This window comes from Pseudorhizobium flavum, from assembly GCF_044142885.1.
Lineage (GTDB): Bacteria > Pseudomonadota > Alphaproteobacteria > Rhizobiales > Rhizobiaceae > Neorhizobium > Neorhizobium flavum.
On record NZ_JBIOKZ010000017.1, the window covers coordinates 21901 to 33218 of the forward strand.

At 60.5% G+C, this 11318-nt stretch carries 22 protein-coding genes; all 22 read right to left on the bottom strand.

What is annotated here, in order from left to right; translation table 11 throughout:
• Window positions 1-212: 212 nt before the first annotated feature.
• The gene (gene rplO / locus ACEPP2_RS20190) at window positions 213-686 is read right to left on the bottom strand and encodes a 50S ribosomal protein L15 (protein WP_052638149.1); all 474 of its coding nucleotides are present in this window, start codon (window positions 684-686) and stop codon (window positions 213-215) included.
• 16 nt (window positions 687-702) lie between these two features.
• Complete coding sequence (rpmD, locus tag ACEPP2_RS20195; protein WP_006728669.1) at window positions 703-912, bottom strand: 50S ribosomal protein L30; 210 nt, start codon at window positions 910-912, stop codon at window positions 703-705.
• A gap of 14 nt (window positions 913-926) precedes the next feature.
• Window positions 927-1496, bottom strand: coding sequence for a 30S ribosomal protein S5 (rpsE, locus tag ACEPP2_RS20200; protein WP_052638148.1), 570 nt, complete (start codon window positions 1494-1496; stop codon window positions 927-929).
• 121 nt (window positions 1497-1617) lie between these two features.
• Window positions 1618-1980, bottom strand: a complete 363-nt coding sequence (gene rplR, locus ACEPP2_RS20205) for a 50S ribosomal protein L18 (protein ID WP_052638147.1) — start codon at window positions 1978-1980, stop codon at window positions 1618-1620.
• 12 nt (window positions 1981-1992) lie between these two features.
• Window positions 1993-2526 (bottom strand): 50S ribosomal protein L6, encoded by a 534-nt coding sequence (gene rplF, locus ACEPP2_RS20210; protein ID WP_052638146.1) that lies wholly within the window; start codon window positions 2524-2526, stop codon window positions 1993-1995.
• 42 nt (window positions 2527-2568) lie between these two features.
• Complete coding sequence (gene rpsH, locus ACEPP2_RS20215) at window positions 2569-2967, bottom strand: 30S ribosomal protein S8 (protein ID WP_052638144.1); 399 nt, start codon at window positions 2965-2967, stop codon at window positions 2569-2571.
• Window positions 2968-2979: 12 nt separating this feature from the next.
• Window positions 2980-3285: a 30S ribosomal protein S14 gene (rpsN, locus tag ACEPP2_RS20220; protein ID WP_052638142.1), complete on the bottom strand. Its 306-nt coding sequence runs from the start codon at window positions 3283-3285 to the stop codon at window positions 2980-2982.
• 33 nt (window positions 3286-3318) lie between these two features.
• The gene (rplE, locus tag ACEPP2_RS20225; protein ID WP_052638140.1) at window positions 3319-3876 is read right to left on the bottom strand and encodes a 50S ribosomal protein L5; all 558 of its coding nucleotides are present in this window, start codon (window positions 3874-3876) and stop codon (window positions 3319-3321) included.
• On the bottom strand, window positions 3869-4177 hold the full coding sequence (gene rplX / locus ACEPP2_RS20230; RefSeq protein WP_077547234.1) for a 50S ribosomal protein L24: 309 nt from the start codon (window positions 4175-4177) through the stop codon (window positions 3869-3871). The genes rplE and rplX overlap by 8 nt, the downstream gene beginning before the upstream one ends.
• A 13-nt stretch (window positions 4178-4190) precedes the next feature.
• Entirely contained in the window at window positions 4191-4559 is a 369-nt protein-coding gene (gene rplN, locus ACEPP2_RS20235) for a 50S ribosomal protein L14 (protein ID WP_052638136.1), read from the bottom strand.
• 234 nt (window positions 4560-4793) lie between these two features.
• Window positions 4794-5030, bottom strand: a complete 237-nt coding sequence (rpsQ, locus tag ACEPP2_RS20240) for a 30S ribosomal protein S17 (RefSeq protein ID WP_052638134.1) — start codon at window positions 5028-5030, stop codon at window positions 4794-4796.
• An 11-nt stretch (window positions 5031-5041) separates the two neighbouring features.
• Window positions 5042-5242: a 50S ribosomal protein L29 gene (gene rpmC / locus ACEPP2_RS20245; RefSeq protein WP_052638132.1), complete on the bottom strand. Its 201-nt coding sequence runs from the start codon at window positions 5240-5242 to the stop codon at window positions 5042-5044.
• A gap of 12 nt (window positions 5243-5254) precedes the next feature.
• Window positions 5255-5668: a 50S ribosomal protein L16 gene (gene rplP, locus ACEPP2_RS20250; RefSeq protein WP_052638130.1), complete on the bottom strand. Its 414-nt coding sequence runs from the start codon at window positions 5666-5668 to the stop codon at window positions 5255-5257.
• A 38-nt stretch (window positions 5669-5706) separates the two neighbouring features.
• A complete protein-coding gene (gene rpsC / locus ACEPP2_RS20255) occupies window positions 5707-6435 on the bottom strand; it encodes a 30S ribosomal protein S3 (protein WP_077547232.1) in 729 nt (242 codons plus the stop codon).
• Window positions 6435-6824: a 50S ribosomal protein L22 gene (gene rplV, locus ACEPP2_RS20260; RefSeq protein WP_052638126.1), complete on the bottom strand. Its 390-nt coding sequence runs from the start codon at window positions 6822-6824 to the stop codon at window positions 6435-6437. The genes rpsC and rplV overlap by 1 nt, the downstream gene beginning before the upstream one ends.
• Window positions 6825-6826: 2 nt before the next feature.
• Window positions 6827-7105, bottom strand: a complete 279-nt coding sequence (gene rpsS / locus ACEPP2_RS20265) for a 30S ribosomal protein S19 (protein ID WP_028735901.1) — start codon at window positions 7103-7105, stop codon at window positions 6827-6829.
• A 15-nt stretch (window positions 7106-7120) separates the two neighbouring features.
• Window positions 7121-7957, bottom strand: coding sequence for a 50S ribosomal protein L2 (gene rplB / locus ACEPP2_RS20270; protein WP_052638124.1), 837 nt, complete (start codon window positions 7955-7957; stop codon window positions 7121-7123).
• A gap of 11 nt (window positions 7958-7968) precedes the next feature.
• Entirely contained in the window at window positions 7969-8262 is a 294-nt protein-coding gene (locus ACEPP2_RS20275; protein ID WP_052638122.1) for a 50S ribosomal protein L23, read from the bottom strand.
• Window positions 8259-8879 carry a 50S ribosomal protein L4 gene (gene rplD / locus ACEPP2_RS20280; RefSeq protein WP_052638119.1) on the bottom strand — a complete coding sequence of 207 codons (621 nt, stop codon included), beginning with the start codon at window positions 8877-8879 and terminating at the stop codon, window positions 8259-8261. The genes ACEPP2_RS20275 and rplD overlap by 4 nt, the downstream gene beginning before the upstream one ends.
• Window positions 8880-8892: 13 nt before the next feature.
• Window positions 8893-9534, bottom strand: coding sequence for a 50S ribosomal protein L3 (gene rplC / locus ACEPP2_RS20285; RefSeq protein ID WP_052638117.1), 642 nt, complete (start codon window positions 9532-9534; stop codon window positions 8893-8895).
• Window positions 9535-9571: 37 nt separating this feature from the next.
• Window positions 9572-9880, bottom strand: coding sequence for a 30S ribosomal protein S10 (gene rpsJ, locus ACEPP2_RS20290; protein ID WP_003547547.1), 309 nt, complete (start codon window positions 9878-9880; stop codon window positions 9572-9574).
• A 307-nt stretch (window positions 9881-10187) separates the two neighbouring features.
• A partial coding sequence (tuf, locus tag ACEPP2_RS20295; protein ID WP_395517769.1) for an elongation factor Tu occupies window positions 10188-11318 on the bottom strand: 1131 nt, incomplete at its 5' end.

Consider the following 11318-nt stretch of genomic DNA (forward strand, 5'->3'; position numbering starts at 1 on the left):
CAATTCCGGCGGCGGAAATCCTGCCGGGTCCGGAATGCAGTCCAAATTCAGTTTCAGATAACGGGCGGGGATCGCTGGTGCGATCGGTGCCTCACCCTGTTTTCCGTATGGTCCCGGAATGCGCCGGCCTGGCGACCGGTCCCGGAATCGTGAGGCTCACATATGGGAGCAAAATCGCCCGGTGTGAAGCACTCCGGGCGATCTTAAACGGTTTATTCCGCGGCTGCGGCTTCCGGAAGCTTGATGGAGCCACCGGCCTTTTCGATCTTCTCGACAGCAGCCTTGGAGGCGCCGGCGGCTTCGATCGTCACCTTGGCCTTGAGCTCGCCGCCGGAGAGGATCCGGACGCCGTCCTTCGGGCGACGGATGATGCCGGCAGCCTTCAGGGCAGCCGCATCGATCGTGGCCTTCGGGTCAAGCTTCTTGGCATCGATCGCCGTCTGTATACGGCCGACGGAAACCGTCACGTATTCCGACGCGAAGATGTTGGTGAAGCCGCGCTTCGGCAGACGGCGGTAGATTGGCATCTGGCCGCCTTCGAAGCCGTTGATGGCAACGCCGGAACGAGCCTTCTGGCCCTTGACGCCGCGACCGCCGGTCTTGCCCTTGCCAGAGCCGATACCGCGACCAACGCGCTTGCGATCCTTGACCGCGCCTTCGTTGTCTTTGATTTCATTCAGTTTCATGATGACTTCCCCCGTCTCACTTCTCGTCGACGACGCGAACGAGATGCTGGACAGCACGGATCATGCCGCGAACCGAAGGAGTATCCTCCAGGGTGCGGACCCGGTGCATCTTGTTGAGGCCCAGACCAACCAGCGTCGCACGCTGAACTGCCGGACGGCGAATGGGCGAACCGATCTGCTCGACCGTGATCGTCTTTGCTTCAGTCTTCTTCGTAGCCTTAGCCATGGGTCAGACTCCTCTTATTCTTCAGCAGCGTTGCCGGAGGCAGCGCGGCGAGCCTGGAGCGTTGCATACTTGAGGCCACGCTGGGCTGCGACGTCCTTCGGATGGACCTGATGCTTGAGGGCGTCGAAGGTAGCGCGAACCATGTTGTAGGGGTTCGACGAACCGGTCGACTTCGCGACGACGTCATGAACGCCGAGCGTTTCGAAGACGGCGCGCATCGGGCCACCCGCGATGATACCAGTACCGGCCTTGGCAGCGCGCAGAAGCACCTTGCCGGCGCCGTGGCGGCCATTGACGTCGTGGTGCAGCGTGCGGCCATCGCGCAGCGGAACGAAAATGAGATCGCGCTTGGCAGATTCGGTTGCCTTGCGGATCGCTTCCGGCACTTCACGTGCCTTGCCGTGGCCGAAGCCTACGCGGCCCTTCTGGTCGCCGACGACGACGAGTGCGGCGAAGCCGAAACGACGGCCGCCCTTAACAACCTTGGCAACGCGGTTGATCGCGACCAGCTTGTCGACGAATTCGCTATCGCGCTCTTCGCGGTTCTGGCGGTCGTCGCGAGAACCTCTTCTTTCTTGTGCCATTGTCCTTTTCCTTTTTCTTTTCCGGGTGCAATCGGCAGATTACAACGTGATCCGAATACGGATCGGGGTGCGGATAACCGCATTTCGCCCGGAACCGATGAAGGCTCCGGGCGAAAATTACTTAGAAGCTGAGACCGCCTTCGCGGGCAGCTTCGGCCAGGGCCTTGATGCGGCCGTGGTAGATGAAGGCGCCGCGATCAAATACGACTTCCTTCACACCGGCCTTGGTCGCACGCTCTGCGACGAGCTTGCCGACAGCGGCGGCGGCTTCAACATCCGCACCGGTCTTCAGCTTCGAGCGCAGGTCGGCGTCGAGCGTGGAGGCGGCAGCAAGCGTGCGGCCGGCCACGTCATCGATGACCTGGACATAGATGTTCTTCGACGAGCGATGAACCGACAGGCGCGGACGGCCGTTGGCGACCGCCTTAATCTGGCGGCGCACGCGGCTCGCGCGCTTTGCAAGTGCTTCTTTCCTGCTAGCCATTTCGCGTGATCCTTACTTCTTCTTGCCTTCCTTGCGGACGATCCGTTCCTCGGCGTACTTGACGCCCTTGCCCTTGTAGGGCTCCGGACCGCGGTACTCGCGGATTTCCGCGGCTACCTGACCGACCTGCTGCTTGTTAATGCCGGTGACGACGATTTCCGTCGGCTTCGGCACGGCAATCGAAATACCCTGCGGCGGTTCGTAGACCACGTCGTGGCTGAAACCGAGTGCCAACTGCAGGTTCTTGCCCTGCAACGAGGCACGATAGCCGACGCCGTTGATCTCGAGCTTACGCTCAAAACCGTCCTTCACGCCCTTGAAGATGTTCTCGATCATCGTCCGCGACATGCCCCACTTGGAGCGGGCATCCTTGGAATCGTCGATCGGGGTCACCGAAACGGCGTTGTCGTTGAACTCAACCTTCACTTCGTCATTGGCGACGAAGAAAAGCTCGCCCTTCGGGCCCTTGGCAGTCACTTTCTGGCCTTCAACAGAGGCCGTAACTCCAGCAGGAACCGGAACGGGTCTTTTACCGATACGAGACATTTTGTTATCCTGTCTGTTCGCTATGGAGATCCCTGCCCTGTCTTAGAAGACGGAGCAAAGAACCTCGCCACCAACGTTCTGTTCGCGAGCCTGGTGATCGGCCATCACACCCTTCGGAGTCGAAAGGATGGTGATGCCGAGGCCGTTCGCGACCTGCGGAATGGACTTTACCGAGACATAGACCCGGCGGCCCGGCTTGGACACGCGGCCGATCTCACGGATCACCGACGCGCCTTCGTAGTACTTCAGCTCGATTTCGATCTCGGACTTGCCGTTACCGTAATCGGTCTGGGAATAGCCGCGGATGTAGCCTTCGGCCTGCAGCACGTCCAGGACGCGAGCGCGCAGCTTGGAAGCCGGCGTCGTGACGGAGGACTTGCGACGGGCGGCGCCGTTGCGGATACGGGTGAGCATATCGCCCAGGGGATCAGTCATGGTCATCTAACGATCTCCTTACCAGCTCGACTTGACGATGCCCGGCACCTTGCCGAGATTGCCCAGCTCACGAAGCGCGATACGCGACATCTTGAGCTTGCGGTAGAATGCGCGCGGGCGGCCCGTGACTTCGCACCGGTTACGGATGCGGGTCTTGGAGCCGTCGCGCGGCAGCGAGGCGAGCTTCAGGGTTGCCTGGAACCGCTCTTCGATCGGCAGTTCCTGGTTCATGATGGTTGCCTTCAGGGCAGCGCGCTTGGCGGCCTGCGTGGCAACGGTCTTGCGGCGGCGCTTGTTCTTTTCGACTGCGCTAGTCTTCGCCATATCGGAGTTCCTTTTCTACGCTCGTCGTTACGGTTACTGACGGAACGGGAAGTTGAACTCTGTAAGCAGAGCCCGGGCTTCGTCGTCGGTCTTGGCCGTCGTGCAAACGATGATGTCCATGCCCCACATCTGATCAACCTTGTCGTAGTTGATCTCCGGGAACACGATGTGTTCCTTGATGCCCATGGCGAAGTTGCCACGGCCGTCAAAGCTCTTCGGATTCAGGCCGCGGAAGTCGCGAACGCGCGGAAGCGCGATGTTGACGAGGCGATCCAGGAATTCATACATGCGCGCGCCGCGCAGGGTCACCTTGGCACCGATCGGCATGCCTTCGCGGACCTTGAAGCCGGCGATGGAGTTGCGGGCGCGGGTGATGACCGCCTTCTGACCGGAGATTGCGGCCAGGTCAGCAGCAGCAACGGTGGGCTTCTTGGAGTCGGCAGTCGCCTCACCCACACCCATGTTGATGACGATCTTCTCCAGCTTCGGGATCATCATCTCGTTGCTGTAGGAGAACTTCTCCTTCAGAGCGCCACGGATCCGGGAAACATATTCAGTCTTGAGCCGCGGCTCGTACTTTGCCTCAGCCATCGATCACATCTCCCGTACGCTTGGCAACTCGCACCTTCTTACCGTCGACAACCTGGAAGCCGACGCGGGTCGGCTTGCCGTCCTTCGCGACGACCGCGATGTTCGACAGGTGGATGGATGCTTCCTTGTTGATGATGCCGGCTTCCTGCGTCTGCGTCTGACGCTGGTGGCGCTTCACCATGTTCACGCCGCGCACGACGGCGCGGTCTTCCTTCGGCAGGACCTGAAGGACTTCGCCGGTGCGGCCCTTGTCCTTGCCAGTCAATACGACAACGTTGTCGCCCTTGCGGATCTTTTGCATCGCTATCGCTCCCTTACAGTACTTCTGGAGCCAGGGAGATGATCTTCATGTGGTTCTTGGCGCGAAGTTCGCGCGGAACCGGTCCGAAGATACGGGTACCAATCGGCTCTTTCTTGTTGTCGATGAGGACCGCCGCGTTGTTGTCGAAGCGGATGACGCTGCCGTCAGCACGACGGATGTCCTTGGCGGTACGCACAACAACCGCCTTCATCACGTCGCCCTTCTTCACGCGGCCGCGCGGGATCGCTTCCTTGATCGAAACGACGATTACGTCGCCGATCGAAGCGTACTTGCGCTTGGAGCCGCCCAGCACCTTGATGCACATGACACGACGTGCGCCGGAATTATCCGCCACGTCGAGGTTTGTTTGCATCTGAATCATGTCAGGTCGCCTTTTTCTAATGACCGGAACGACCGGGCGCGCGAACGCCCCGATCCGGCTTATGGACAGAATTTCATTGTGCGCGGGATGGATCTTGCCAAGGTGGTTTCCTGTTAAGGACCTTCCCTGCGCTCAAAGCAAAAGAACGCTCGTTGCCGAGCGTCCTGCGCCGATGGCGTGCTTCATACAGATATTTGCGCCAGAAGCAAGGCCCCGGCGCAAATTCGTCTGCAATCAAGCCTGGGCGGATACAACCGTCCAGCGCTTATCCTTGGAGATCGGCGCGCATTCCTGGATGGAAACTACGTCACCTACCTTGTACTGGTTGTTTTCGTCGTGCGCCTTGTACTTCTTCGAACGGCGGACCGTCTTCTGAAGCAGCGGGTGCGCGAATCGGCGCTCGACGCGGACAACAACGGTCTTCTCGTTCTTGTCGGAAACTACGACGCCCTGCAGAATGCGTTTCGGCATATTATTCTTCCTTAAGCCTTGGCTTCTGCCGCCTTCTGGCGGGCAATGGTTTTCAAGCGGGCGATGTCCTTGCGAACTTCGTTCACTCGCGAGGACTTCTCGAGCTGGCCGGTGGCCTTCTGGAAGCGCAGGTTGAACTGCTCCTTCTTGAGCTCAGCAAGCTTGTCCTTGAGTTGGTCGGCCGTGAGGGCGCGAACGTCTTCGGCTTTCATCCTAGCCTCTCCTTACTCTGCGATGCGCTGAACGAAGCGGGTCTTGACGGAGAGCTTGGCCGAACCGAGGCGCAGCGCCTCGCGAGCAATCTCTTCCGACACGCCGTCGATCTCGAACATCATCCGACCAGGCTTGACCTTGCATGCCCAGTATTCGACCGAACCCTTACCCTTACCCATACGGACTTCGGTAGGCTTCGCGGTGACCGGAACATCAGGGAACACGCGGATCCACACCCGGCCGGCACGCTTCATGTAACGCGTGATGGCACGACGGGCCGCTTCGATCTCGCGTGCGTTGACGCGGTTCGGTTCCTGAGCCTTGAGGCCGAATTCGCCGAAGGCCAGCTCGTAACCGCCCTTGGCCACACCCTTGATGCGTCCCTTGAACTGCTTCCGGAACTTTGTACGCTTTGGCTGCAACATTTTCTTACTTCTCCGAGCTTATCTTTCGCCAGCGTTGATCAAGCGTTTTCGCGTTCGCGGCGACGATCGCCACGTTCACGGCTTGCCGGACCCTGTGCATCGCCTTCCAGCGCACGGCGTTCGGAAGCCATCGGATCGTGCTCCAGGATCTCGCCCTTGAAGATCCAGACCTTGATGCCGCAGATCCCGTAGGCGGTTTCAGCCTCGGCCGTACCGTAGTCGATGTCGGCGCGCAGCGTGTGGAGCGGAACGCGACCTTCACGGTACCATTCCGTACGGGCGATTTCCGCACCGCCGAGACGACCGGCGCAGGTGATCTTGATGCCTTCGGCGCCAAGACGCATAGCGGACTGAACAGCGCGCTTCATGGCGCGGCGGAAGGCCACGCGACGCTCGAGCTGCTGGGCGATCGACTGAGCAACCAGCGTCGCATCGACTTCCGGCTTGCGAACCTCGACGATGTTGAGGTGCGTTTCGGAGGACGTCATCTCGGAAAGCTTCTTGCGGAGCTTCTCGATGTCGGCGCCCTTCTTGCCGATGATCAGACCCGGACGAGCCGAGTGGATCGTCACGCGGCACTTCTTGTGCGGACGCTCGATGACCACCTTGGCAATACCGGCCTGCTTCAGCTCGGACATCAGATACGCGCGGATCTTCAGATCCTCGTGCAGCAGCTGGCCGTATTCTGCATTGTCGGCAAACCAGCGGCTATCCCAGGTACGGTTGATACCGAGGCGGAAGCCGATCGGATTGATTTTCTGGCCCATTATGCGGCCTCCCCTTTTTCCTCGACTTCGCGAACGACGATCGTCAGGTGCGCGAAAGGCTTCTCGATACGAGATGCACGGCCGCGACCGCGAGCGTGGAAACGCTTCATGACAATCGACTTGCCGACGTATGCTTCCGATACGATCAGGCTGTCGACGTCGAGGTCATGGTTGTTCTCGGCATTGGCGATTGCGGACTCGAGAGTCTTCTTCACCGTGCCTGCGATGCGCTTGCGGGAGAATTCCAGCTCAGCAAGCGCGCGGTCGACCTTCTTGCCGCGGATCAGGGCGGCAACGAGGTTCAGCTTCTGCGGGCTGACGCGGAGCGTGCGGGCAACGGCTTGCGCCTCATTGTCCTTCAGCCGGCGTTCGGTCTTTGCCTTCGCCATCGTTACTTCCTCTTCGCCTTCTTGTCCGCGCCATGACCGTAGTAGGTCCGGGTCGGAGAGAATTCGCCGAACTTGTGGCCGACCATGTCTTCGTTGACCGAGACCGGCACGTGCTTGCTGCCGTTGTAGACACCGAAGGTGAGACCGACGAACTGCGGCAGGATCGTGGAGCGACGGCTCCAGATCTTGATCACTTCACTGCGGCCGCCTTCACGAACCTTCTCAGCCTTCTTGAGAAGATAGCCGTCAACAAACGGGCCTTTCCATACTGAACGAGCCATTCCTGACTACCTCTCTTACTTCTTGCGCTGATGGCGCGAACGCATGATGAACTTGTCGGTCGACTTGTTCGAGCGCGTACGCTTGCCCTTGGTGGGCTTACCCCACGGGGTGACGGGATGACGGCCACCCGAAGTGCGGCCTTCACCACCGCCGTGCGGGTGGTCGACGGGGTTCATGACGACACCGCGGTTATGCGGGGTCTTGCCCCGCCAGCGGGTACGACCAGCCTTGCCGTCGTTGATGTTGCCGTGGTCCGGGTTGGAGACGGCACCAACGGTCGCCAGGCAGGAACCCGGCACCAGGCGCTGCTCGCCCGAGTTCAGGCGCAGGATGGCCATGCCCTGGTCGCGACCGACGAGCTGAACATAGGTACCGGCAGAACGTGCAATCTGCCCGCCCTTGCCCGGCTTCATCTCGACGTTGTGGACGATCGAACCGACTGGGATGTACTGCAGCGGCATGGCGTTGCCGGGCTTCACGTCGACAGCCTTGTCGGACGCGATCACCTTGTCGCCAGCAGCGAGGCGCTGCGGAGCGAGGATATAGGCCAGCTCACCGTCCTCGTACTTGACGAGGGCGATGAACGCCGTGCGGTTGGGGTCGTATTCCAGACGCTCGACCGTGCCTTCGACGTCGAACTTGCGACGCTTGAAGTCGACCAGGCGGTAGGTACGCTTGTGACCGCCGCCGATGAAGCGGGCGGTGATGCGACCGAGGTTGTTACGGCCGCCGCTCTTGGAGAGACCTTCCGTCAGCGCCTTGACCGGCTTGCCCTTGTGGAGACCGGACCGGTCGACGATGACCAGCTGGCGCTGGCTCGGAGACGTCGGGTTGTAGCTTTTCAATGCCATTGTTCTTTACCTCAGAGTCCGGTGGAGACGTCGATGGTCTGGCCTTCGACCAGCGTGACGACGGCCTTCTTCACGTCCTTCTGCTTGCCAATGAAGCCGCGGAAACGCTTTACCTTGCCCTTGCGGACCAGCGTGTTGACGGCCTTGACCTTCACACCGAACAGCGCCTCGACGGCAGCTTTGATTTCCGGCTTGGAAGCATCCTTGGCAACGTTGAAGACAACCTGGTTCTGTTCCGATACCAGTGTCGACTTTTCGGTGATCGCCGGCGAGACGATCACATCATAGTGGCGAAGATCGGTCACTTGAAACGCTCCTCTAGAGCTTCCACCGCAGCCTTGGACAGCACGAGCTTGCCCCGACGCAGGATGTCGTAAACATTGATGCCCTGAACCGGCAGAACATCGACGTTCGGGATGTTCTGGGCGGCGAGCTTGAAGTTGTTGTCGAGTTCGGAGCCACCGATGATCAGAGCATTGGTGAGGCCGAGCGACGCGAACGAACCGACAAGCGCCTTGGTCTTGGCTTCGGCAGCAACCAGATTGTCGATGACGATCAGGTCTTCAGCCTTCAGCTTGGCCGAGAGGGCGTGGCGCAGAGCCAGTGCACGAACCTTCTTGGGAAGATCGTGTGCATGGCTGCGGACGACCGGGCCGTGAGCCTTGCCACCGCCACGGAACTGGGGAGCACGAGCCGAATGGTGACGAGCGCGGCCCGTACCCTTCTGCTTGTACATCTTCGCACCGGTGCGGGAGACTTCCGAACGGTTCTTGATCTTGTGGGTGCCCTGCTGCTTCTTGGCGAGCTGCCAACGAACCATGCGGGCGAGAATGTCTTCGCGGGGGTCGAGGCCGAAGATCTCATCCGAAAGGGAGACCTTGCCAGCGTCTTTACCCTCGAGGGTCTTGACGTTGAATTCCATGTGCTTGGCTCCCTTACTTCGCAGCCGACTTGACGGCGTCGCGAACAACGATCCAGGCGCCCTTGGAGCCGGGGACGGCACCCTTGACGAGGATCAGGCCGCGGCCTTCGTCGGTAGAGACAACTTCGAGGTTCTGGGTGGTGACGCGCGTCTGGCCCATGTGACCAGCCATGCGCTTGCCCTTCCAGACGCGGCCCGGATCCTGGTTGGAACCGGTCGAACCATGCGAACGGTGCGAAACGGACACACCGTGCGTGGCCCGCAGACCGCCGAAGTTGTGGCGCTTCATGGCGCCGGCAAAACCCTTACCGATCGAGGTACCGGTCACATCAACCAGCTGGCCGGCTTCGAAGTGCGAAGCCTTCAGCTCGGTGCCGACATCGATCATGTTGTCTTCGGAAACGCGAAACTCGACGAGCTTCGACTTCGGCTCGACTTCGGCGACGGCAAAATGGCCGCGCAGCGCCTTGGTCGTGTTCTTCACCTTGGCCGTGCCGGCACCCAGCTGAACAGCCGTGTAGCCGTTCTTTTCCTTGGTGCGATGAGCAACGACCTGGCAGTTTTCCAGCCGCAATACCGTTACCGGGATATGTTCCCCAGCGTCGTTGTAGACGCGGGTCATTCCCACTTTCTGTGCAATTACACCCGAACGCATCGGTTCAATCCTTCTCACTCAGCTCGAGGCAGCAGCCTCAGAGCTTGATCTCAACATCGACACCAGCGGCGAGATCGAGCTTCATCAGCGCGTCTACCGTCTGCGGTGTCGGATCTACGATGTCGAGGAGGCGCTTGTGCGTGCGCATCTCGAACTGCTCGCGGCTCTTCTTGTCGATGTGGGGGGACCGGTTAACCGTAAACTTCTCGATTCGGGTCGGAAGCGGAACGGGGCCCCGGACACTAGCACCGGTGCGCTTCGCCGTCGACACGATCTCGCGCGTGGAAGCGTCGAGAATACGATGATCGAATGCCTTCAGGCGAATGCGGATATTTTGGCCGTTCATTCGACGTTATCCTTGTTCTTCGTTAGCCACATGCACGCAATACGGCACGGGTTTTTCTTTCATCTAAGGCGGACCACCGGTTTCAAAGATCGAAGGGGACACCGGGGCGCGGCATCCCTTTCCACTCTCCGGGCCGATCGGCCCACCTTATTGTTGATTGCAGTTCCCTGCCCCATTCGAAGCAGGGGCAAATCGCGCTCGCGCGCCATTTGCTACATTTTCGTGTCATAAGCAAGTCGCCACCGGCGTCTTGCTTAAAGATTCTGCCACCAAAGGCGCAGAGCAGCCCTGCGCCTTTGGCAAACCATTACTCGATGATCGAGGCGACGATGCCGGCGCCGACGGTGCGGCCGCCTTCGCGGATAGCGAAGCGCAGCTTTTCTTCCATCGCGATCGGAACGATCAGCTCGACGTCAACCGTGACGTTGTCGCCAGGCATGACCATTTCCGTGCCTTCCGGAAGCGTCACGATGCCCGTCACATCCGTCGTGCGGAAGTAGAACTGCGGACGGTAGTTCGTGAAGAACGGCGTATGACGGCCGCCCTCTTCCTTCGTCAGGATGTAGGCTTCTGCCTTGAACTTCTTGTGCGGCTTGACCGTACCGGGCTTGCAGAGAACCTGGCCACGCTCGATGCCGTTACGGTCGACACCGCGAAGCAGCGCGCCGATGTTGTCGCCGGCCTGGCCCTGGTCGAGCAGCTTGCGGAACATTTCAACGCCCGTGCAGGTCGTCTTCGTCGTCGGACGGATGCCGACGATCTCGATTTCCTCACCGACCTTGATGACGCCGCGCTCGACGCGACCCGTGGCAACCGTGCCGCGGCCCGAGATCGAGAACACGTCTTCGACCGGCATCAGGAAGGGCTGGTCGATCGGACGCTCAGGCGTCGGGATGTAGGCGTCGACAGCGGCCATCAGCTCGCGGATCGCGTCTTCACCGATCTTCTTGTCCGAATCTTCCAGGGCAGCAAGAGCCGAACCCTTGACGACCGGAATGTCGTCGCCCGGGAAGTCGTAGGACGACAGGAGTTCGCGCACTTCCAGCTCGACGAGCTCGAGAAGTTCTGCGTCGTCGACCTGGTCGACCTTGTTGAGGAACACGACGATCGCCGGAACGCCAACCTGACGGGCAAGCAGGATGTGCTCGCGGGTCTGCGGCATCGGGCCGTCGGCAGCCGAGCAGACCAGGATCGCGCCGTCCATCTGGGCAGCACCGGTGATCATGTTCTTCACGTAGTCGGCGTGGCCGGGGCAGTCGACGTGCGCATAGTGACGGTTGGCCGTCTCGTACTCGACGTGGGCCGTCGAAATCGTGATGCCGCGCGCCTTCTCTTCAGGAGCGGCGTCGATCTGGTCATACGCCTTGAACTCGCCGAAGTACTTCGTGATCGCTGCCGTCAGCGACGTCTTGCCATGGTCAACGTGACCAATCGTGCC